This is a genomic window from Pseudomonas sp. AC169, from assembly GCF_979258515.1.
Genome location: NZ_OZ409866.1, coordinates 3031555 through 3053452, shown reverse-complemented (window position 1 = coordinate 3053452; position 21898 = coordinate 3031555). Strand labels below are relative to the sequence as shown.

Annotated in this window: 24 protein-coding genes and 1 pseudogene; 19 read left to right on the top strand and 6 right to left on the bottom strand. The window is 60.0% G+C overall.

Features of this window, described 5'->3' with window-relative positions; genetic code table 11:
• From ACZZ0G_RS13850 to ACZZ0G_RS13815, 8 genes are all read left to right on the top strand, one after another.
• Positions 1–717: an SPOR domain-containing protein gene (locus tag ACZZ0G_RS13850; RefSeq protein WP_007909385.1), complete on the top strand. Its 717-nt coding sequence runs from the start codon at positions 1–3 to the stop codon at positions 715–717.
• Between the two features lie 232 nt (positions 718–949).
• Complete coding sequence (gene hslV / locus ACZZ0G_RS13845) at positions 950–1480, top strand: ATP-dependent protease subunit HslV (RefSeq protein WP_016984593.1); 531 nt, start codon at positions 950–952, stop codon at positions 1478–1480.
• Positions 1481–1534: 54 nt separating this feature from the next.
• Positions 1535–2872: an ATP-dependent protease ATPase subunit HslU gene (gene hslU, locus ACZZ0G_RS13840; RefSeq protein WP_463556494.1), complete on the top strand. Its 1338-nt coding sequence runs from the start codon at positions 1535–1537 to the stop codon at positions 2870–2872.
• A gap of 83 nt (positions 2873–2955) precedes the next feature.
• Positions 2956–3327, top strand: coding sequence for a gamma-butyrobetaine hydroxylase family protein (locus tag ACZZ0G_RS13835; RefSeq protein WP_463556493.1), 372 nt, complete (start codon positions 2956–2958; stop codon positions 3325–3327).
• A gap of 258 nt (positions 3328–3585) precedes the next feature.
• Positions 3586–5265 (top strand): class II poly(R)-hydroxyalkanoic acid synthase, encoded by a 1680-nt coding sequence (gene phaC / locus ACZZ0G_RS13830; RefSeq protein ID WP_463556492.1) that lies wholly within the window; start codon positions 3586–3588, stop codon positions 5263–5265.
• A 94-nt stretch (positions 5266–5359) separates the two neighbouring features.
• A complete protein-coding gene (gene phaZ, locus ACZZ0G_RS13825; protein ID WP_007909378.1) occupies positions 5360–6214 on the top strand; it encodes a poly(3-hydroxyalkanoate) depolymerase in 855 nt (284 codons plus the stop codon).
• Positions 6215–6353: 139 nt separating this feature from the next.
• A complete protein-coding gene (gene phaC / locus ACZZ0G_RS13820) occupies positions 6354–8036 on the top strand; it encodes a class II poly(R)-hydroxyalkanoic acid synthase (RefSeq protein ID WP_463556491.1) in 1683 nt (560 codons plus the stop codon).
• Between the two features lie 30 nt (positions 8037–8066).
• Positions 8067–8687: a TetR/AcrR family transcriptional regulator gene (locus tag ACZZ0G_RS13815; protein ID WP_122855557.1), complete on the top strand. Its 621-nt coding sequence runs from the start codon at positions 8067–8069 to the stop codon at positions 8685–8687.
• A gap of 254 nt (positions 8688–8941) precedes the next feature.
• Here ACZZ0G_RS13815 and ACZZ0G_RS13810 read toward each other — a convergent pair whose 3' ends face one another.
• From ACZZ0G_RS13810 to ACZZ0G_RS13800, 3 genes are all read right to left on the bottom strand, one after another.
• Complete coding sequence (locus tag ACZZ0G_RS13810; protein ID WP_463556490.1) at positions 8942–9865, bottom strand: phasin family protein; 924 nt, start codon at positions 9863–9865, stop codon at positions 8942–8944.
• A 10-nt stretch (positions 9866–9875) separates the two neighbouring features.
• Positions 9876–10298 (bottom strand): phasin family protein, encoded by a 423-nt coding sequence (locus ACZZ0G_RS13805; protein ID WP_116029249.1) that lies wholly within the window; start codon positions 10296–10298, stop codon positions 9876–9878.
• Positions 10299–10560: 262 nt separating this feature from the next.
• Entirely contained in the window at positions 10561–10836 is a 276-nt protein-coding gene (locus ACZZ0G_RS13800; RefSeq protein WP_122599417.1) for a polyhydroxyalkanoic acid system family protein, read from the bottom strand.
• Between the two features lie 166 nt (positions 10837–11002).
• On the opposite strand from ACZZ0G_RS13800, the gene ubiE reads away from it, so the two are divergent.
• The 11 genes and pseudogenes from ubiE (at position 11003) to ACZZ0G_RS13745 (ending at position 19127) form a co-directional block, all read left to right on the top strand.
• Complete coding sequence (ubiE, locus tag ACZZ0G_RS13795) at positions 11003–11773, top strand: bifunctional demethylmenaquinone methyltransferase/2-methoxy-6-polyprenyl-1,4-benzoquinol methylase UbiE (protein ID WP_008080626.1); 771 nt, start codon at positions 11003–11005, stop codon at positions 11771–11773.
• The gene (locus ACZZ0G_RS13790; protein WP_463556489.1) at positions 11773–12396 is read left to right on the top strand and encodes a ubiquinone biosynthesis accessory factor UbiJ; all 624 of its coding nucleotides are present in this window, start codon (positions 11773–11775) and stop codon (positions 12394–12396) included. The genes ubiE and ACZZ0G_RS13790 overlap by 1 nt, the downstream gene beginning before the upstream one ends.
• Positions 12393–13997 (top strand): ubiquinone biosynthesis regulatory protein kinase UbiB, encoded by a 1605-nt coding sequence (gene ubiB, locus ACZZ0G_RS13785; RefSeq protein ID WP_463556488.1) that lies wholly within the window; start codon positions 12393–12395, stop codon positions 13995–13997. The genes ACZZ0G_RS13790 and ubiB overlap by 4 nt, the downstream gene beginning before the upstream one ends.
• Before the next feature lie 120 nt (positions 13998–14117).
• Positions 14118–14519 (top strand): phosphoribosyl-AMP cyclohydrolase, encoded by a 402-nt coding sequence (gene hisI / locus ACZZ0G_RS13780; RefSeq protein WP_463556487.1) that lies wholly within the window; start codon positions 14118–14120, stop codon positions 14517–14519.
• Positions 14512–14844 (top strand): phosphoribosyl-ATP diphosphatase, encoded by a 333-nt coding sequence (locus tag ACZZ0G_RS13775; RefSeq protein ID WP_007909355.1) that lies wholly within the window; start codon positions 14512–14514, stop codon positions 14842–14844. The genes hisI and ACZZ0G_RS13775 overlap by 8 nt, the downstream gene beginning before the upstream one ends.
• A gap of 25 nt (positions 14845–14869) precedes the next feature.
• On the top strand, positions 14870–15151 hold the full coding sequence (locus ACZZ0G_RS13770) for a twin-arginine translocase TatA/TatE family subunit (protein WP_003220847.1): 282 nt from the start codon (positions 14870–14872) through the stop codon (positions 15149–15151).
• Positions 15152–15161: 10 nt separating this feature from the next.
• The gene (gene tatB / locus ACZZ0G_RS13765) at positions 15162–15629 is read left to right on the top strand and encodes a Sec-independent protein translocase protein TatB (protein ID WP_463556486.1); all 468 of its coding nucleotides are present in this window, start codon (positions 15162–15164) and stop codon (positions 15627–15629) included.
• Positions 15626–16417, top strand: coding sequence for a twin-arginine translocase subunit TatC (tatC, locus tag ACZZ0G_RS13760; protein WP_083367258.1), 792 nt, complete (start codon positions 15626–15628; stop codon positions 16415–16417). The genes tatB and tatC overlap by 4 nt, the downstream gene beginning before the upstream one ends.
• Positions 16414–17121: a 16S rRNA (uracil(1498)-N(3))-methyltransferase gene (locus ACZZ0G_RS13755; protein WP_463556485.1), complete on the top strand. Its 708-nt coding sequence runs from the start codon at positions 16414–16416 to the stop codon at positions 17119–17121. Before tatC ends, ACZZ0G_RS13755 begins: the two co-directional genes overlap by 4 nt.
• 89 nt (positions 17122–17210) lie before the next feature.
• Positions 17211–18272 (top strand): annotated as a pseudogene (locus ACZZ0G_RS13750) (methyl-accepting chemotaxis protein); the annotation flags it as partial.
• The gene (locus ACZZ0G_RS13745; RefSeq protein WP_435038515.1) at positions 18255–19127 is read left to right on the top strand and encodes a methyl-accepting chemotaxis protein; all 873 of its coding nucleotides are present in this window, start codon (positions 18255–18257) and stop codon (positions 19125–19127) included. The pseudogene ACZZ0G_RS13750 and the gene ACZZ0G_RS13745, both read left to right, overlap by 18 nt.
• Before the next feature lie 122 nt (positions 19128–19249).
• Here the strand turns inward: ACZZ0G_RS13745 and ACZZ0G_RS13740 are convergent, their stop codons facing one another.
• The 3 genes from ACZZ0G_RS13740 to ACZZ0G_RS13730 all read right to left on the bottom strand — a co-directional run bounded on the left by ACZZ0G_RS13740 (position 19250) and on the right by ACZZ0G_RS13730 (position 21872).
• Entirely contained in the window at positions 19250–19984 is a 735-nt protein-coding gene (locus ACZZ0G_RS13740) for an ATP-binding cassette domain-containing protein (RefSeq protein ID WP_016984608.1), read from the bottom strand.
• On the bottom strand, positions 19977–20936 hold the full coding sequence (locus ACZZ0G_RS13735; protein ID WP_463556484.1) for an amino acid ABC transporter permease: 960 nt from the start codon (positions 20934–20936) through the stop codon (positions 19977–19979). Before ACZZ0G_RS13735 ends, ACZZ0G_RS13740 begins: the two co-directional genes overlap by 8 nt.
• Before the next feature lie 138 nt (positions 20937–21074).
• Positions 21075–21872 (bottom strand): transporter substrate-binding domain-containing protein, encoded by a 798-nt coding sequence (locus ACZZ0G_RS13730; protein WP_463556483.1) that lies wholly within the window; start codon positions 21870–21872, stop codon positions 21075–21077.
• Positions 21873–21898: the final 26 nt, after the last annotated feature.

Sequence of the window (21898 nt, the reverse complement as noted above, 5' to 3'; positions counted from 1 at the left end):
TTGGCTGCCAAGAAAAAACCTGCACCCAAGCGTGGCGCCAGCCGTTACCAAGCTCCTGCGAAGCAACCGATTCCGGGTTGGCTGTGGATGGCCATCGGCCTCACGGTCGGCGCGTTCATCGTGTTTCTGATGAAGCTGGAGCCGGGCAAGGGCAGCGACACGGTCAAGCGTGAGAAGGTCGAGCAGGCGCAACAGCAGAAAGCGTCGAAAATCGCCGAGGCCAACAAGACCCCGCCGAGCCCGACTCAGCCGGTCAAGCCGAAGTACGACTTCTACACACTGTTGCCAGAATCGGAAGTGATCGTGCCGCCGGACGCGGTGCCGGAGAAGACTTTGCCGACGCCACAAGTGCCGGCCATCCCGACCACGCCGGTGACACCGGCAGAAGCGGCGAAGATCGACACCGCGCGCGCTCAGGCAGCCTTGGCCGGGATTACCCCGCCGCCAGCACCGCCGGTGAGCAAAGCCGCGCCGGTGACGAAGTTCTTCCTGCAGGCTGGCTCGTTCCGCAAGGAAACCGATGCCGACAAGGTCCGCGCGCAGATCATTCTGCTCGGTCAGGCGGTGGCGGTTGAGTCCGGCACAGTGAAGGATGAAACCTGGTACCGCGTTTTGGTCGGGCCGTTCAGCAACCGTGAACAGCTGACTACTGCGCAGAAACAACTGGCCGGGGCCGGCTTCAGCAACCTGTTGTTACAACAACGCCAGAGCCGCTGATTTCGTCAGAGTCACCGCTTCATCGTTCTTCGCGAGCAAGCTCGCTCCCACAGGATATGCGCTGTCCCTTTGGGAGCGAGCCTGCTCGCGAAGGCAATGTTTGCCACACCACATATCCCTGATCAGTCCCCGCCGTTCGTCCCTCCGCACCCTCTCCGGTTGAAATCCTCTCCAGCACCCCCATATGAATGGGCATAAGGCACTTTCGCCCCGCTGTGTGGAGACTCTTCCCTTGACCACCATCGTTTCAGTTCGCCGTCACGGCAAAGTCGTCATGGGCGGCGACGGCCAGGTTTCTCTCGGCAATACCGTGATGAAAGGCAACGCGAAAAAAGTTCGTCGCCTGTACCACGGCCAGGTCATCGCCGGTTTTGCCGGTGCCACCGCCGACGCCTTTACCCTCTTCGAACGTTTCGAAGGCCAGCTTGAAAAACATCAGGGCCACCTGGTGCGCGCCGCTGTCGAACTCGCCAAAGAATGGCGCACCGACCGCTCCCTGAGCCGCCTCGAAGCCATGCTCGCCGTCGCCAACAAAGACGCTTCGCTGATCATCACCGGCAACGGTGACGTGGTCGAACCCGAAGACGGCCTGATCGCCATGGGTTCCGGCGGCGGTTACGCGCAGGCTGCGGCCAGCGCCCTGTTGAAAAAGACCGACCTGTCGGCACGCGAAATCGTCGAAACCGCCCTTGGCATCGCCGGCGACATCTGTGTATTCACCAACCACACCCAGACCATTGAGGAGCAGGATCTCGCTGAATAAGCCTGACGCGGCCCTGTGCCACGGCTTGTTTCTGCTTGAGGACCGTCAACTATTATGTCCATGACTCCCCGCGAAATCGTCCACGAACTCAACCGCCACATCATCGGCCAGGACGATGCCAAGCGCGCCGTCGCGATTGCCCTGCGCAACCGCTGGCGCCGCATGCAGCTACCTGAAGAGCTGCGCGTTGAAGTGACCCCGAAAAACATCCTGATGATCGGCCCGACTGGTGTCGGTAAAACCGAAATCGCCCGTCGCCTGGCGAAACTGGCCAACGCGCCGTTCATCAAGGTCGAAGCGACCAAGTTCACCGAAGTCGGCTACGTTGGCCGCGACGTCGAATCGATCATCCGTGATCTGGCCGACGCCGCGATCAAAATGCTCCGCGAGCAGGAAATGTCCCGCGTGCGCCATCGCGCCGAAGACGCTGCCGAGGATCGCATCCTCGACGCGCTGCTGCCGCCGGCCCGCATGGGTTTCAGTAACGAAGAAGCGCCGAGCTCTGATTCCAACACTCGTCAGCTGTTCCGCAAGCGCCTGCGCGAAGGTCAGCTGGACGACAAGGAAATCGAGATCGAAGTCGCCGAAGTGGCCGGCATCGAGATCGCCACGCCGCCCGGCATGGAAGAGATGACCAATCAGTTGCAGTCGCTGTTCGCCAACATGGGCAAGGGCAAGAAGAAGGCACGCAAGCTCAAGGTCAAAGAAGCCCTGAAACTGGTGCGCGACGAAGAAGCCGGGCGTCTGGTCAATGAAGAAGAGCTGAAGGCGAAAGCGCTGGAAGCGGTTGAACAGCACGGCATCGTCTTCATCGACGAGATCGACAAAGTCGCCAAGCGTGGCAATGTTGGCGGCGCCGATGTCTCCCGTGAAGGCGTACAGCGCGACCTGCTGCCGCTGATCGAAGGCTGCACCGTCAACACCAAGCTGGGCATGGTCAAAACCGACCACATCCTGTTCATCGCTTCCGGTGCGTTCCACCTGAGCAAGCCGAGCGATCTGGTGCCTGAGCTGCAAGGTCGTCTGCCGATTCGCGTTGAACTCAAAGCGCTGAGCCCCTCGGACTTCGAACGCATCCTCAGCGAACCGCACGCCTCGCTCACCGAGCAATATTGCGCGCTGCTGAAGACCGAAGGCCTGAACATTCAGTTCCAGCCCGAAGGCATCAAGCGTCTGGCGGAGATCGCCTGGCAGGTCAACGAGAAGACCGAGAACATCGGTGCCCGTCGCCTGCACACACTGCTTGAGCGTCTGCTTGAAGAGGTGTCGTTCAGCGCCGGCGATCTGGCCAGCACCCACGATGAGAAGCCGATTCTGATCGACGACGAATACGTCAACAGCCACCTCGGCGAATTGGCGCAGAACGAAGACCTGTCCCGCTACATTCTGTAGAGCGGCAAGCTCCGAGCTGCAAGCGACAAGCTGCGGGCTGAGTTAAGCTTGCAGCTTGTTGCTTGTAGCTCAGGGCTGTTTTTATGATTCCCACCGACATCAAACTGCACAAAGCCTCGAAAACCCTGACGCTCACCTACGCGTCCGGCGAGGAATACACCCTGCCCGCCGAATTCCTGCGCGTGCATTCCCCCTCCGCCGAGGTCCAGGGCCACGGCAAGCCGATCCTGCAATTCGGCAAGATCAACGTCGGCCTGAGCAAGCTGGAACCGGCCGGTCACTACGCACTGAAACTGACCTTCGACGACGGTCACGACAGCGGCTTGTTCACTTGGGATTATCTCTACGAGCTGGGGCGACGTCATGACGCACTCTGGGCCGATTATCTGGCCGAGCTCAAAGCCGCCGGAAAAACCCGCGATCCGAACGAGTCGATCGTCAAGCTGATGCTCTAGTCCGAGCGTTGCGCTCATTAGAGGGCATTTTCTAAATTCATCTGTTTGAATGCTCCGCTTAAGTGGTCGAGGATCGGCTGCTTGCGAAAAAAATTAAACTCGGGTAACCAATGGAGCTGGCAAGTTCCCTGCAGTGCTCTACGACTGTAAAGCAGCTATGCAGAATTAACGGTCACCCGAGCAGTAGTACCTGGCATTGGCTGTGGAACTGCACAGCAGAAAACCGGGTACTCGTCTCAGGACAATGGAGCGTCGTAGATGAGTAACAAGAATAACGATGACCTGAAGTACCAAGCCTCGGAAAACACCCTGGGGCTTAATCCCGTCGTTGGGCTACGCGGAAAGGATCTGCTGGCCTCTGCTCGTATGGTGCTGAAACAGGCCATTAAACAACCGATCCATAGCGTCAAGCACGTCACCCATTTCGGCCTCGAACTGAAGAACGTGCTGTTTGGCAAATCCGAACTGCAACCGGCTGGCGATGACCGTCGCTTCGCCGATCCTGCGTGGAGCCAGAACCCGCTCTACAAACGTTATCTGCAAACTTATCTGGCGTGGCGCAAGGAACTCCATTCCTGGATCGATGACAGCAGCCTGTCACCCAAAGACATCGCCCGCGGCCACTTCGTCATCAACCTGATGACCGAAGCCATGGCCCCGACCAACACCGCCGCCAACCCGGCCGCCGTGAAACGCTTCTTCGAAACCGGCGGCAAGAGCCTGCTCGATGGCCTCTCGCATCTGGCCAAGGATCTGGTACACAACGGCGGCATGCCGAGCCAGGTCAACATGGGCGCGTTCGAGGTCGGCAAGAGTCTCGGTGTCACTGAAGGCGCGGTGGTGTTTCGCAACGACGTGCTGGAGCTGATCCAGTACAAGCCGATCACCGAGCAAGTCCACGAGCGCCCGTTGCTGGTGGTGCCGCCGCAGATCAACAAGTTCTACGTATTCGATTTGAGCCCGGACAAAAGTCTGGCGCGTTTCTGCCTGCGCAATAACGTGCAGACGTTCATCGTCAGTTGGCGCAACCCAACCAAGGCCCAGCGTGAGTGGGGCCTGTCGACGTATATCGATGCGCTGAAAGAAGCGGTCGATGTGGTTACCGCGATCACTGGCAGCAAAGACGTGAACATGCTCGGCGCCTGCTCCGGCGGCATCACTTGTACCGCCCTGCTCGGCCACTACGCGGCGATCGGCGAGAAGAAGGTCAATGCCCTCACGCTGCTGGTCAGCGTGCTCGACACGACGCTGGACAGCGACGTCGCCCTGTTCGTCGACGAGCAGACCCTGGAGACCGCCAAGCGCCACTCGTACCAGGCCGGCGTGCTCGAAGGCAAAGACATGGCCAAGGTCTTTGCGTGGATGCGCCCGAATGACCTGATCTGGAACTACTGGGTCAACAACTACCTGCTGGGCAACGAGCCGCCGGTGTTCGACATCCTCTTCTGGAACAACGACACCACAAGGTTGCCCGCCGCGTTCCACGGCGACCTGATCGAGATGTTCAAAAACAATCCATTGATTCGCCCCAATGCACTGGAAGTGTGCGGCACGCCGATCGACCTCAAGCAGGTCACCGCCGACATCTTCTCGCTGGCAGGCACCAACGACCACATCACGCCGTGGAAGTCCTGCTACAAGTCGGCGCAGTTGTTTGGCGGCAAGGTCGAATTCGTGCTGTCGAGCAGCGGGCATATCCAGAGCATTCTGAACCCGCCGGGCAACCCGAAATCGCGTTACATGACCGGCGAAGAAATGGCGGCCAACGCCGATGAGTGGCAAGAGAACTCGACCAAGCACACCGATTCCTGGTGGCTGTACTGGCAGGCGTGGCAGGCCGAGCGCTCGGGCAACCTGAAAAAGGCCCCGCTGAAACTGGGCAACAAGGCGTATCCGGCGGGTGAAGCATCGCCGGGCACGTACGTACATGAAAGATAGCGGCAAGCCACAAGCGACAAGCCGCAAGCTGAGCAGGTTCTGCTTGAAGCTTGCGGCTTGTCGCTGCTCCACTCTAACCCGAAGGGCCTGACGCATGCCGCAACCGTTCATATTCCGCACCGTCGATCTGGATGGTCAGACCCTCCGCACGGCGGTACGCCCCGGCAAGCCTCACTTGACGCCCTTGCTGATTTTCAACGGCATCGGCGCCAACCTGGAGCTGGTGTTTCCGTTTGTCGCGGCCCTGGACCCGGATCTGGAGGTGATCGCCTTCGACGTGCCCGGTGTCGGCGGTTCCTCGACGCCGAACCGGCCGTATCGCTTTCCCGGTCTGGCCAAGCTGACGGCGCGGATGCTCGATTACCTCGACTACGGTCAGGTCAACGTCATCGGCGTGTCGTGGGGTGGCGCACTCGCGCAGCAGTTCGCCTACGACTACCCGGAGCGCTGCAAGAAACTGGTGCTGGCGGCGACCGCTGCCGGGGCAGTGATGGTGCCGGGCAAGCCGAAAGTGCTGTGGATGATGGCCAGTCCGCGGCGCTACATTCAGCCTTCCCACGTGATCCGCATCGCCCCGCTGATCTATGGCGGCTCGTTCCGCCGCGACCCGACCCTCGCCGCCAGCCACGCGGCAAAAGTGCGTTCGGCCGGCAAGCTCGGTTATTACTGGCAACTGTTCGCTGGCCTCGGCTGGACCAGCATTCACTGGTTGCACAAGATCCATCAGCCAACGCTGGTGCTGGCCGGCGACGACGACCCGCTGATCCCATTGATCAACATGCGCATGCTCGCCTGGCGCATTCCCAACGCGCAACTGCACATCATCGATGACGGTCATCTGTTTCTGATTACCCGCGCCGAAGCGGTGGCGCCGATCATCATGAAGTTTCTCCAGGAGGAACGTCAGCGCGCGGTGATGCACCCGCATCCGACACCGCTCGGCGGTTAACCCCGGCGGCAGGCTTTATGCAGGCCTTTGGCAAAGAGTGCGCGGCAGGACGCCGCGCAGGCAGCAACCCACAACAGCGTCTATGGTGTTCTGGTTCGGTGAGTTTGTTTTTGGCCTGAAGACGAAGGAGTGTTGAGTCATGCGTGACAAACCAGCGACGGGCGTAGTGCCCAGTCCCGCCGTGTTCATCAACGCACAAAGTGCGATCACCGGCCTACGTGGGCGGGACCTGATCTCGACCTTGCGGAGCGTCGCCGCCCATGGCCTGCGCAACCCGATTCACAGTGCGAAACACGCCTTGAAACTCGGCGGCCAATTGGGCCGCGTGCTGCTCGGCGAAACCCTGCACCCGACCAATCCGAACGACAGCCGTTTCGCTGACCCGGCATGGAGCCTCAATCCGTTTTACCGGCGCAGCCTGCAGGCCTATCTGGCCTGGCAAAAGCAGGTCAAAAGCTGGATTGATGAAAGTAACATGAGCGATGACGATCGTGCCCGCGCGCACTTCGCCTTCACCTTGCTCAACGACGCGGTGGCGCCATCGAACACCCTGCTCAACCCGCTGGCGGTCAAGGAGCTGTTCAACTCCGGTGGGCACAGCCTGGTGCGTGGGCTCAGTCATTTGTTCGATGATCTGCTGCACAACGACGGCCTGCCTCGGCAGGTGACCAAACAGGCTTTCGAGGTCGGCAAGACCGTCGCTACCACCACCGGCTCGGTGGTGTTTCGCAACGAGATGCTTGAGCTGATCCAGTACAAACCGATGAGCGAAAAACAGTACGCCAAGCCACTGCTGGTGGTGCCGCCGCAAATCAACAAGTACTACATTTTCGACCTCAGCCCGCAGAACAGTTTCGTCCAGTACGCACTGAAGAACGGCCTGCAGACCTTCATGATCAGCTGGCGCAACCCGGATGTGCGCCATCGCGAATGGGGCCTGTCGACCTACGTCGAAGCCGTGGAAGAAGCGATGAACATCTGCCGGGCGATCACCGGCGCCCGCGAGGTCAACCTGATGGGCGCCTGCGCCGGCGGGCTGACCATCGCCGCGCTGCAAGGTCACCTGCAGGCCAAGCGCCAACTGCGCCGCGTCTCCAGCGCAACCTATCTGGTCAGCCTGCTCGACAGTGAAATCGAAACCTCAGCCACGCTGTTTGCCGACGAACAAACCCTTGAGGCGGCCAAGCGCCGCTCGTACCAGAAAGGCGTGCTCGACGGTCGCGACATGGCCAAGGTGTTCGCTTGGATGCGCCCCAACGATTTGATCTGGAGCTACTTCGTCAACAACTACCTGTTGGGCAAAGAGCCGCCGGCCTTCGACATCCTCTACTGGAACAACGACAACACCCGCCTGCCCGCTGCGTTTCACGGCGACCTGCTGGACTTCTTCAAGCACAACCCGCTGACCCATCCGGGCGGGCTGGAAGTGTGCGGCACGCCGATTGATCTACAGAAAGTTACCGTCGACAGCTTCAGCGTTGCCGGCATGAATGACCACATCACGCCGTGGGACGCGGTGTATCGCTCGACCCTGCTGCTCGGTGGCGAGCGACGCTTTGTGCTGTCCAACAGCGGCCATGTGCAGAGCATCCTCAACCCGCCGAGCAATCCGAAAGCCGCGTACGTCGAGAACGGCAAAATGAGCAGCGACCCGCGCGCCTGGTACTACGACGGCAAGCATGTCGACGGCAGTTGGTGGCCGCAGTGGCTGACGTGGATTCAGGAACGCTCCGGCGCCCAACACGAAACCAGCTTTACCCTCGGCAACCCGAACTATCCACCGATGGAGGCCGCGCCCGGGACTTACGTGCGCGTGCGCTGACGCTTAACCGAACTTTTCTAAGAAGACTGGATGAAAACCCGCGACCGGATTCTCGAATGTGCTTTGCAACTGTTCAACGAAAAGGGCGAGCCGAACGTCTCCACCATGGAGGTGGCCAACGAAATGGGCATCAGCCCGGGCAACCTCTACTACCACTTCCACGGCAAGGAGCCGTTGATTCTCGGGTTGTTCGAACGCTTCCAGAATGAACTGGCACCACTGCTCGATCCGCCGGCGGATGTGGAACTGGCGCCGGAGGATTACTGGCTGTTTTTGCATTTGATTGTGGAGCGGTTGGCGCAGTACCGGTTCCTGTTTCAGGACCTGTCGAACCTGGCCGGACGCTTGCCGAAGCTGGCCAAAGGCATTCGTCATCTGCTCAATGCGTTGAAGCGTACGCTGGCATCGCTGTTGGCGCGCTTGAAGGCTGGGGGGCAGTTGGTCAGTGATACGCAGGCGTTAGGGCAACTGGTGGAGCAGATCACCATGACGCTGCTGTTTTCGCTGGACTATCAGCGGATTCTGGATCGTGAGGGTGAGGTGAGGTTGGTGGTTTATCAGATCATGATGCTGGTAGCGCCGCATCTGTTGCCGCCGGTTAAGGTCGCCACGGAGCGGATGGCCCTGCAATACCTCGAAGACCACGACTGAACTCAAGAGCCCCTCACCCTAGCCCTCTCCCGGAGGGAGAGGGGACTGACCTTATCGTCTTGCGCTATACGGCGACCTGAAAAATCCAGTCGATTATGGATTCAATACGACACTTTCAGGTCGGTGTAAGGCTGAAGCATCCCACAATCGGCCCCCTCTCCCTCCGGGAGAGGGCTGGGGTGAGGGGCTGTTGGAATTCAGATACAAAAACGCCCGACCTTCACAGGCCGGGCGTTTTGTTTTGCCCTGTAAAATCAGGACTGACTGGTTGGCGTCGACGGGGTCGATGCAGCAGTCGGGGTAGCCGCCGGAGTCGGTGCGGCGGCGGAGTTCGACGCGCTCACCGGAACTGCCGGGGTGGCCGGCTTGGCTGCAGCAGGTGCTGCTGGCTTCGGCGCTGCGGCTTTCGGCGCGGCCGGTTTTTTCACTGCAGGCTTCTTCGCCGCTGCCGGTTTGGCCGCAGGCTTGGCAGCCGGTTTGGCGGCAGCGGTTTTCGCGGCTGGCTTGGCGGCGGGTTTCGCTGCAGTTTTGGCCGCTGGTTTTGCTGCTGGTTTGGCTGCGGCTTTGGCGGCAACCGGTTTGGCGGCTGCTTTGGCTGCTGGCTTGGCGGCAGCGGTTTTCGCTGCAGGCTTGGCCGCTGCTTTTGCTGCGGGTTTAGCCGCCGCTTTTGTCAGTGGCTTGGCAGCGGATTTTGCCGCTGGTTTGGCCGCTGCGGTTTTGGCTGCCGGTTTTGCTGCTGCGGTTTTCGCCGCCACAGGCTGGGCTTTCAGACCGGTGAGTTTCTCGATCTGTTTGGTCAGCGTGTCGACCTTGCTGTTAAGTGCCTTGACCTCATTGCGGCTCGGTACGCCCAGGCGCGAGATCGCACTGTTCAGGCGCTTGTCGAAAGCCCCTTCCAGCTCGTCCCACTTGCCCAGTGCACGATCTTTCACGCCGCTGATGCGCGATTTTGCCGAAGAGGCAGAGTCCTTGGCAGCGTCGACTTTTTTGCCGACTGCGGACTTGGTGAGCTTCTCGGCTTTCTCGCCGTCTTTGACCAATGTATCGAAGAGCTTGCTGCCGTCAGTGTCGATCTTCGAGTACACGCCTAAACCAGCCAGCCAGATTTTGCGGGAGTAGTCTTCGACTTTCCCGATCCACGAGCTGCCTTCTTTATCGGTGTTCTTTTTACCAGCCATCCCGTTCTCCTTAAGATTTACGCGCGACGCGTTCGAGCAATGCCGTCAGCTCATCGAGCTTAGCAGAGAGTGTCTCAACGTCATGTTTAGACGGAATGCCGATACGATTCAAGGCGCTTGCTACGCGGGAGTCGAACGCCTTCTCGACCTTGTCGAGTTGAACTTCGACACGACCTTTGAAAGAACTCACTTCGCCCTTGGCTTCATCGATCTCGGCGTTGGCCGCTTCGAGTTTTTCGGTGACGGCTTTTTTGCCTTTCTTTTCAACAGTTTGACCAGCCTTGATCAGCTCTTGAAAGTACTCGCTGCCCTCTTGGCCGACCTTGGCGTAGGCACCCAGACCTGCCAGCCAGATCTTGCGGGCATAGGATTTGACGTCGCTCAGAGCAGAAGTCGAAGCGTCGATTTTTTTCTTCAAAATAACTTTGGCCATGGTGCACCTCACGCGCAGAAGGTTTGAGGAACTGCCCGCGAAAGTGTCGGGCTCTGGCACAAAGTAGGCAGAAAAATTAGAAACGGCACCCTAACAACTGACATGAACAGCAGGAGCACCATAAAACAAATGTGGGAGCGAGCTTGCTCGCGAATGCGGTGTGTCAGTCACGGAAATGTTGGCTGATACAACGCTTTCGTCGGATCGCCGCCCGGAGCAAGCTCGCTCCCACAGGGGATCTCGGGTTACCGAAAAAACGCGATCAGACCAAAGCTTTATCGAGGGCCTTCTCGATTTCGGCTTTGATCATGCCGCTCATGGCCGACATCATGATGCCCAGTTCCACATCGACCTTGATCGAATCGTCCGCCACATGCACCGCGCCTTTCACACCCGAGCGTTTGAGGTTCAGGGTGTCGCCGGACCACTGCGGCTCCAGGCCATATTGCTCGGAGAGTTTCTGCGCCAGTTTGTCGGCCTTCTCGCGGGCCGCTTCCTTGCCCAGGTTGTGAGCACGCTCAACACTGATTTTGGCCATTGAATGACTCCTGCTTTTTGAATGGGGCTATGAATGGGTCTCGGTAAATCTTGACCGCCGCTGCGGCAAATCGTCCCGAAGGTTGCCCATCTTACCTTTAGCCATTCCAAGACAAAGCATGGCTTGGGGATTAGAATGTCGCGCATTCTCTTTTGGTGACAGCGATATGACTGATCAGCGCAAAGGCAGCGATGCCGAACCCACCACTCACTTCGGCTTCAAAAACGTTCCGGAAAGCCAGAAAGCGGAAAAAGTCGCTGAGGTTTTCCACTCGGTAGCCGCCAAGTACGACCTGATGAACGACCTTCTGTCGGGCGGCATGCACCGTTTGTGGAAGCGTTTCGCGATCGAACTGTCGGGCGTGCGCAGCGGTAACCGCGTGCTGGACATCGCCGGCGGGACCGGTGACCTGACCAAAAAATTCTCGCACCTGGTCGGCCCGACCGGCCAAGTGGTGCTGGCCGACATCAACGAATCGATGCTCAAGGTTGGCCGCGACCGCCTGCTCGATCTGGGTGTCGCCGGCAACGTCGAGTTCGTTCAGGCGGACGCCGAAAAGCTGCCGTTCCCGGACAACCATTTCGACTGCGTGACCATCGCTTTCGGTCTGCGCAACGTCACGCACAAGGAAGACGCTCTGCGTTCGATGCTGCGCGTGCTCAAGCCTGGCGGTCGTTTGCTGGTGCTGGAATTCTCCAAGCCGACCAACGCGCTGATGTCGAAAGCCTACGACGCCTACTCGTTCGCCTTCATGCCGTTGATGGGCAAGCTGATCACCAACGACTCGGAAAGCTATCGCTACCTGGCCGAATCGATCCGCATGCACCCGAATCAGGAAACGCTGAAGTCGATGATGGTCGACGCCGGTTTCGACCGCGTGACCTATCACAACATGACCGCAGGTATCGTCGCCCTGCACCGCGGCATCAAGCCCTGATGTTGCTCACCGGGCTGCTCGCCAGCGTTGAACTCGGCCTCAACCGGGTGCTGCGTCTCGACAGCACGGCGCTGCCGCGGCTGGCGCATTTGACCGGCAAGGTGATCGCCGTCGACTGCCGCAGCCCGGCGCTGCAACTGTTCATCCTGCCGAGCGATGAAGGTTTGATGCTGGCCTCGCACTGGGAAACCGGCGTCGACTGCACCCTGCGTGCGCCAGCCTCCAGTTTGATCAAACTGGCCGTGAGCAAAGACAAGACCGCGGTGTTGCATGCCCCGGAAGTCGAACTCGACGGCGACAGCGGCGTGCTGCTGGAGCTGGCCGGCGTGCTGCAGGACCTCGAGCTGGATTGGGAGTACGAACTCTCGCGCTGGCTGGGACCTGTCGCCACGCAACTGGTCGGTGGCCATCTGCGCAGTCGCGCGCGCTGGTATCAACAAGGATTTGCCAGCCTCAACCAGAACCTCGCCGAATACCTCGCCGAAGAATCGCGCACCCTCGTCGGGCAGTGCGAAGCCGAAGCACGGTTCAGCGAACTGGACCGGATCAAACTTGATCTGGAACGTCTCGAGGCGCGTTTCGAGCGCCTTTCCCGATCCCTCGACCCAAGCGATAACGCATGAAGCTGCTTGCCGTCCGCCGTCTGTTGCGCATCCAGCGCGTCGTGATCCGCTACCGCCTCGATGACCTGCTGTTCGATCTGCCGCTGCCCTGGTTCCTCCTCGCGCTGCGCTATGTGCTGCCGTGGCGCTGGTTTCCGCGCAAGCCGCTGGAACTGAACCGGGGTGCGCGTCTGCGTCTGGCGTTGCAGGATCTCGGGCCGATTTTCATCAAGTTCGGGCAGATCCTTTCGACCCGCCGCGATCTGCTGCCGGAAGACATCGCCGATGAGCTGATGTTGTTGCAGGATCGCGTGCCGCCGTTCGATTCGCAGCTGTCGATCAAGCTGATCGAAGAACAGCTCGGCAAGAAAATCAGCGACGTGTTCAGCCGTTTCGACGTCGAACCGCTGGCTTCGGCCTCGGTGGCGCAGGTGCATGCCGCGCAACTGAAAACCGGCGAAGAAGTGGTGGTCAAGGTGATCCGCCCGGGCCTCAAGCCGATCATCGCGCAGGATCTGGCGTGGCTGTTCATCCTTGCCCGCGCCGCCGAAAAGCTCTCCGCCGATGCGCGCCTGCTGCACCCGGTCGACGTGGTCCAGGACTACGAAAAAACCATCTACGACGAATTGGATTTGCTGCGCGAAGCGGCCAACGCCAGCCAGTTGAAGCGCAACTTCGAAGGCTCGCCGCTGCTCTACGTGCCGCAAGTCTATTGGGACTGGTGCCGGCCGAAAGTGCTGGTGATGGAGCGTATTTACGGTATTCAGGTCACGGATCTGGCGACCCTTGCCGACCAGCGCACCGACATGAAAATGCTCGCTGAACGCGGCGTGGAGATTTTCTTCACCCAGGTATTCCGCGACAGTTTCTTCCACGCCGACATGCACCCGGGCAACATCTTCGTCAGCACTGTCAATCCGTGGAGCCCGCAGTACATCGCGATCGACTGCGGCATCGTCGGCAGCCTGACCCCGGAAGATCAGGATTATCTGGCGCGCAACCTGTTCGCCTTCTTCAAGCGTGATTACCGTCGCGTGGCGCAACTGCACATCGATTCGGGCTGGGTCCCGGCGGAAACCAAACTCAACGAATTCGAAGCGGCGATCCGCACAGTGTGCGAACCAATCTTCGAAAAACCGTTAAAAGATATTTCATTTGGCCAAGTGCTGATGCGCCTGTTCCAGACTGCGCGACGCTTCAACATGGAAGTTCAGCCGCAACTGGTGCTGCTGCAAAAGACCTTGCTGAACATCGAAGGCCTCGGCCGTCAGCTGTATCCGGATCTGGATCTGTGGAACACCGCGCAACCGTTCCTCGAGCGCTGGATGCGCGAGCGCGTCAGCCCGAAAGCCTTGCTGGGCAATGTGCAGAGCCAGTTCGAACAGCTGCCGCACCTGGCCAACATGGCCCGCGACCTGCTCGAACGCATGTCGCAACCGCACGCCTACGACCCACCACCACCGTGGCACAAACGCAAGGACGACTGGTTCCTGCGCCTGCTCGGTTGCGCGCATCTGGCCGGTGGGGTGATCCTTGCCATCGGTGGCCCGCTACACGAATTGGGGCATTGGCCGGCCGGAATCATGGTGGCCGTGGGCTTGTATCTGGTCGTTCGCCGATAGCACGAATCAGCTGCAAGTTATAAGCTGCGAGCTGCAAGCCTGACGATACTGGAACACCGCAATCTGCTTTTACTTGCAGCTTGAAGCTCAAAGCTTGTAGCTGCGTTTCGGGAATTGAAGATGAATAACTGGCTGGACGAGATCAAGTGGGACGCTGATGGCCTGGTGCCGGCGATTGCCCAGGATCACAAGACCGGACGTGTGCTGATGATGGCCTGGATGAACCGCGAAGCGCTCGAACTGACCGCTGCGGAACACCGTGCAATCTACTGGTCACGTTCCCGTGGCAAGCTGTGGCGCAAGGGCGAAGAGTCCGGCCATGTGCAGACCTTGCATGAAATGCGTCTGGACTGTGACGCCGACGTGATCATCCTGATGGTTGAACAGATCGGCGACATCGCTTGCCATACCGGCCGTCAAAGCTGCTTTTACCGTGTCTTCGAGAACGGCGACTGGAAAACCGTCGACCCGGTCCTGAAAGACCCGCACGCCATTTATTCCGCAGGACACAAACATGAGTGACACCCTGACCCGCCTGGCCGAAGTGCTCGAAGAGCGCAAAGGCGCAGCCGCCGACAGCTCATATGTGGCTAGTCTGTATCACAAGGGTTTGAACAAGATTCTGGAGAAAGTCGGCGAAGAGTCGGTCGAAACCATTATTGCCGCCAAGGACGCTGCGATCAGCGGCGACTGCAGCGACGTGATCTACGAGACCGCCGACCTGTGGTTCCACAGCATGGTCATGCTCGCTCAACTGGGGCAGCATCCGCAGGCCGTGCTGGATGAACTGGATCGCCGCTTCGGCCTGTCCGGACACGTCGAGAAAGCCTCGCGCCCGTCCGCCTGAACAATTTTTAGAGAGGAACAGCAACATGGGCATTTTTGACTGGAAACACTGGATCGTCATTCTGGTAGTCGTGGTGTTGGTGTTCGGCACCAAGAAACTGAAAAACCTCGGCACCGACGTCGGCGAATCGATCAAGGGCTTCCGTAAAGCCATGAACGATGACGAAAAACCGGCCGCTGATCCAACCGTGACGCCTGCGCAACCAGTGCCACCGGTGCAGCCGCAAGCCACCGCTCAGGCCAATCCGCCGCACACCATCGACGTGCAGGCGCAGAAAGTCGAAGAGCCGATCCGCAAAGACGTGTGAGCACTGACTAATGTTTGGTATCAGCTTCTCTGAACTGCTGCTCGTCGGCCTCGTCGCCCTGCTGGTGCTGGGCCCCGAGCGTCTGCCGGGCGCTGCGCGCACTGCCGGCCTGTGGGTCGGACGGCTGAAGCGTAGCTTCAACGCGATCAAACAGGAAGTTGAACGCGAAATCGGTGCCGACGAGATCCGTCGGCAACTGCACAACGAGCACATTCTGTCGCTGGAGCAGGAAGCGCGGAAGATCTTCAGCCCGGTTCAGCAAGAGCCGACGCCGGTTGAGCATGTGGGTCAGCAGACGATTCATACGCCTGCCGCACCTGCTCCAACACCAGCACCAGCACCAGCACCTGCTGCCGTTGTAGCATCGACAGAACCGGCGCCAGCCGTTGCGGAACATTCTGTTGAACACGTTGCGCCAAACGCCGCGCCGACCACACCTGCGCCTCACGACCCAACATTGCCGCCGCGAGCCCCATGAGCGATCTCCCCGAAAACGACCAGCACATGCCGCTGGTTTCGCACCTCACCGAGTTGCGCACCCGCCTGCTGCGTTGTGTGGCGGCGATCTTCATCATCTTCGCCGGGTTGTTTGCCTTCACCCAGCAGATTTACACCTTCGTCTCGACGCCGCTGCGCCAATACCTGCCGGTCGGCGCAACGATGATCGCCACCGACGTGTCGTCGCCGTTCCTGACGCCGTTGAAGCTGACGATGATGGTCTCGTTGTTCCTCGCGATCCCGGTGATTCTGCATCAGATCTGGGGCTTCATCGCGCCGGGCCTTTACAAGCATGAGAAGCGCATTGCGGTGCCGCTACTGGTGTCGAGCATTCTGCTGTTCTATACCGGCATGGCGTTCGCCTATTACTTCGTGTTCCCGCTGATCTTCAAATTCTTCGCCGCAGCCACCCCGGCCGGCGTGGAAATGATGACCGACATCGCCAGTTACCTCGATTTCGTCATGACGCTGTTCTTCGCCTTCGGCGTGGCGTTCGAGATCCCGGTGGCCGTGGTGCTGCTGGTGTGGATCGGCGTGGTCGACGTCAAATACCTGAAGAAAATCCGCCCGTACGTGATCATCGGCTGCTTCGTGGTCGGCATGATCCTGACGCCGCCGGACATCTTCTCGCAGACCTTGCTGGCCGTGCCGATGTGGATGCTGTTTGAAATCGGCATTCTGTTCGGTGGTTTGATCAGCAAGCGCGAACGTCCGGACGAAACCCCGGCCGACGACCACAACGACCAGCCGCCAGCGACCCAGGCATGAACCTGCTGTTGCTCGAAGAGGCCGATTTCATTGCGGCCGACCGCGTAGTGCTGCGTGATCGACGCCTGACGCACATGCAGGAAGTTCACCGCTCGGAAGTCGGTGACAGCCTGCGCGTCGGGCGCATCAACGGGCTGATGGGTTCGGCTGAGTTGCTGCGACTGGAAACAGGCGAAGCTGAGCTGCGCGTCACTCTCGATCAGCCGCCACCGGCCAAACTGCCGCTGACTCTCGTGCTAGCGCTGCCGCGTCCGAAAATGCTTCGCCGGGTGTTTCAGACCGTGGCGACCATGGGCGTGTCGAAGGTGATTCTGGTCAACAGCTACCGCGTCGAGAAGAGTTTCTGGCAGACGCCGTTTCTTGAGCCTGAAGCGATTCGTGAGCAACTTATTCTCGGCCTCGAACAGGCCCGTGACACGGTGCTGCCGGAAATCATCATCGAGAAGCGCTTCAAGCCTTTCGTTGAAGACCGGCTGCCGGCGATTACCGAAGGCACTCTCGGTCTGGTCGGCCATCCCGGCAACTACCCGCCGTGCCCGCGCGCGCTCAGCGAACCGGTGACACTGGCCATCGGCCCTGAAGGCGGCTGGATTCCTTACGAAATCGATCTGCTGGCCAAGTCCGGCCTGCAACCGGTGCAACTCGGCGAACGTATCCTGCGCGTCGAAACCGCCGTCACCGCCCTGCTCGCCCGGCTCTTCTGATCTTCGCACCAGATAAATGGTGTTACAGATTGCTATCATTTGGCCGATACCCTCTCCATAAGTCCAATTAGTGGTCGGGGAGTCGTCGCATGTACCGTTGGTTAGCCGAGAATCTTGGAAACGTCAGCGTCAAACGCAAGCTGGGCATCGGTTTCGGCCTGGTGCTGTTGCTGACACTGTTGATCACCTTCACCGGCTGGACCGGCATGAGCGGCATCATCAGCCGTGGTGACAAGCTGGGTTTTATCTCCAGCCTCAACGAGCTGACCAAGGATCTGCGCCTGGCGCGTCTGGACTACGAAGCACGCCGCGGTGAACAAGGCCCGGGCGTGGTCAACGACCTGCTCGGCAAACTCGACAGCGGCCTGCAAACCGCGCGCAGCCTGATTGAACAGCCGTCCGACGCGGCGATGGTCGATCAACAACTGGCCGCCGTTGCCGAATACAAACGCGCTTTTGCCGACATGACCCAAGCCACCGTGCAGCGCGAAGACGCCCGCAGCAAGCTTGGCGCGAGTGCCGACAACGCCGTGGCGAAAGTCGCGGAAGTGGAAAAATCCATGCTGGCGGGTGACAGCGTCGCGCAATTCAACAGCGTGATCGAGTTGAGCAAACTGCTGCAGCAAGCACGCTACCAAGTGCGCGGCTACACCTACAGCGGTAAGGTCGAAGCTGAGCAACCGGCGCTGGACGCCATCGACAACGCCCTGAAAAACCTCGACAGCCTGCCGGCCAAATTGCCGGAACAGCACATCGCCAACCTGCAACAGGCGACCGACTCGATCAAAGCCTATCGCGCAGCGGTCGCTCAGTTCCGCGATTCGCAGGTCAACAACGCCAAGGCCGCCGCGCGCATGTCGACTCAGGGCGACATTCTCATCGACGTCAGCAAGAAACTCACTGAATCGCAAACCGTGGTGCGCGACACCGATGCCGCGCATGCCAAAAACATGCTGATCATCGCCACCCTGCTCGCCGTGGCGTTCGGGTTGTTGGCCGCTTGGGCGATCACCCGCCAGATCATCATCCCCCTGAACCAGACCCTTAAAGTCGCCGAACGCGTAGCTGCCGGTGACCTGACCCACAATCTGGTGTCCCTGCGCCGCGATGAACTTGGCCAACTGCAACGTTCGATGCAGAGCATGACCCAAGGCCTGCGTGAGCTGGTCGGCGGGATCAGCGATGGCGTTACCCAGATTGCCAGCGCCGCTGAAGAACTTTCGGCCGTGACCGAGCAGACCAGCGCCGGGGTCAACAATCAGAAGATCGAGACCGACCAGGTCGCCACGGCCATGAACGAGATGGCCGCCACCGTGCAGGAAGTTGCGCGCAATGCCGAGGAGGCTTCCGAAGCCGCCGTTGCCGCTGACCAGCAGGCCCGTGAAGGCGACAAAGTCGTTGGCGAAGCGATTGCGCAGATCGAGCGTCTGGCCGTTGAAGTCGGTCACTCCACCGAAGCCATGGGCGAGCTCAAGCGCGAGAGCGACAAGATCGGCAGCGTCCTCGACGTGATCAAATCCGTGGCCCAGCAAACCAACCTGCTGGCCCTCAACGCGGCCATCGAGGCCGCGCGTGCCGGTGAAGCCGGGCGTGGTTTCGCGGTAGTTGCCGATGAAGTTCGCAGCCTCGCGCAGCGCACGCAGAAGTCCACCGAAGAGATCGAAGAGCTGATCGTCGGCCTGCAGAACGGCACTCAGCAAGTGGCGACGATCATGGACAACAGCCGCACATTGACCGACAGCAGCGTTGAGCTGACCCGCCGTGCCGGCGGTTCGCTGGAAAGCATCACGCGCACCGTGTCGGCGATTCAGGCGATGAACCAGCAGATCGCAGCGGCCGCCGAGCAGCAGAGCGCGGTGGCTGAAGAGATCAACCGTAGCGTGCTGAATGTGCGGGACGTGTCGGATCAGACGTCGGCGGCGAGTGAAGAGACCGCGGCGTCCAGCGTTGAGTTGGCGCGCCTGGGCAATCACCTGCAGATGCTGGTGGGGCGGTTCAAGGTCTAGCCCAACGATCGTTCCCACGCTCTGCGTGGGAATGCATCCTGCGACGCTCCGCGTCGCGCATGCAAAGGGACGCGGAGCGTCCCGGGCGGCGTTCCCACGCGGAGCGTGGGAACGATCAGGTACTACAGGACCTGACGCAAGAAAGCCTGAGCACGCGGATCCTTCGGTGCATCAAAGAACGCTGCCGGTGCGGCATCTTCCAGCAACTTGCCGTGATCGAAAAACAGCACCCGATCCGCCACTTCCCGGGCAAAGCCCATTTCGTGGGTGACGCAGACCATGGTCATGCCCTCGACGGCCAGGTTCTTCATCACGTCCAGCACCTCACCGACCATTTCCGGGTCGAGCGCCGAAGTTGGCTCGTCGAACAACATCACTTTCGGTTCCATCGCCAGCGCCCGGGCAATGGCCACGCGCTGTTGCTGACCGCCGGACAGGCGTGATGGAAACTCGTTGGCTTTTTGTGCGATACCGACCTTTTTCAGCAACTCCATCGCCTTGGCCTCGCGCTCTTTCTTGCCACGCTTGCGCACGACTTTCTGCGCCAGACAGAGGTTTTCCAGCACGGTCATGTGCGGGAACAGGTTGAAATGCTGAAACACCATGCCGACTTCACGACGGTAGGCGTTGACGTCGGTTTTCGGGTCGGCCAGTTGCAGACCGTCGATGCTCACCGAACCGGAATCGAATTCTTCCAGGCCATTGAGGCAACGCAGGAATGTCGATTTTCCGGAACCCGACGGGCCGATCACCACCAACACTTCGCCCTTGGCTACCGTGGTGCTGACGTTATCCACCGCGCGCACAACTTGCCCACGGGTGTCGAAGACTTTTACCAGATCGCGGACTTCAATCACTTTGCGCGAGCCTCCGCTCAAGCCGGCTGGCGATTTTCGACAGCGGCAGGTTGATCAACAGGTACAGACCGGCGACGCAGAACAGGATTTCGAACGGCGAGAACGACGTGGTGATGACTTCACGGCCGCTTTTCAGCAGCTCGGTGATGGCGATTACCGACACCAGCGAGGTGTCCTTGACCAGACTGATGAACTGCCCGGCCAGCGGCGGCAGCACGCGTTTCAGCGCTTGCGGCAGTACCACGTGGCGCATCGACTGGCCGGCACTCAGGCCGAGCGAACGCGCCGCTTCGTTCTGGCCACGGGCGATCGACTGCACGCCGGAACGGATGATCTCGGCCACGTAGGCGCCAGTGAACAGCGACAGCGCGGCGATCCCGGCGAACTCGCGGGACAGGTTCATCACCGTGCCGATGAAGAAATAGAAAATGAAGATCTGCACCAGCAGCGGCGTGCCGCGCACCAGTTCGACATAAATGGTCGAGAGGTCACGCAGGGTCGGGTTGTTCGACAGCCGGCACAAGCCAGTGACCAGACCGATCAGCAATCCCAGAATCCCGGACACCACCGACAGCCAAAGCGTCGTCCACAGCCCCCACAACAACGGTCCTGCCGCCCAATGGCGAGTGACGCCCACGACGTCGCCTTCAGCGACATCGTCACCCTGAGCGAATTGCAGGCTGTTCTCGTCGACGGTCAGGTGCTGCTCGTCACCGGCGTCGTTGCGCAGGGTGACTTGCGCGCTGCTGCCCGTGCGCACCAACTCCGTGACGGTGGAAATGTCCGTGGCACGCTGGCTTTCTTCGGCCTGATAGGCGAAGTACTGCGGCACGCGGTTCCAGCGCCATTCGTAGGACATCAGCGACGTCGCGTAATACAACGCGCCCGCCAGGCCGACCAGCACCAGCACGGTGAGGACGTGCCAGGGCCATTGGGCTTTTTTCTGTTTCATTGCAGGTTCTCGGATGATCGTTCCCACGCTCTGCGTGGGAATGCCGCTCGGGACGCTCTGCGTCCCTGCCTGTTCGTGACGCGGAGCGTCACAGGATGCGTTCCCACGCAGAGCGTGGGAACGATCAGCGGATGCGCGTTATTCCATGTCCTTGAGCCACTCGGTGCTCTTGAACCACTTGTCATGGATGCGATCGTAGGTGCCGTCCTCGTGGATCTGGTGCAGGAAGTTGTTGATGAAGTTGAGGCTGTCGTAATCACCCTTCTTCAGACCAAACGCCAAAGGTTCGTAGGTGAACGGCTTGTCGAGGAACACCAGTTTGCCGGCGCCGACCTTGGTCACCGCGACCACGTTGTACGGGGCGTCATAAATGAAGGCGTCAGCCTTGCCGTTAACCACGTCGAGCACGGCTTCCTGCTCGTTGTCGTAGCCGTGGTACTTGGCTTTGGAGATCAGCTTCTTGGCGACCATTTCGCCGGTGGTACCGAGCTTGGAGGTGATGCGGTATTCGGCGGTGTTCAGGTCTTTGTAGGACTTGATGGTGCCTTCCAGTTCCTTGCGGATCAGCAGAGTCTGGCCAACGACGATGAACGGTTCGCTGAAGTTCAGGCGCAGGTTGCGTTCCTGGGTCAGGGTCATGCCGCTGCCGATCATGTCGAACTTGTCGGTCATCAGCGCCGGGATGATGCCGTCGTAACCGGTGGAAACCAGTTCCAGCTTGACGCCCATGGCCTTGGACATGGCTTTGAGGATGTCGACTTCGAAGCCGATGATTTCGCCGCGTTTGTTGGTCATTTCGAACGGCATGTAGGTCGGATCCATACCGACTTTCAACGTGCCGCGCTTGACCGCGTCATCGATTGCGCCTGCCTGCGCCGCATTGACTGCAACCAGTGCCGTGACGCCAACCAGCAGCATCGACAGATACTTCTTCATCTTCAAGTCCCCAAAACCATTGCGTT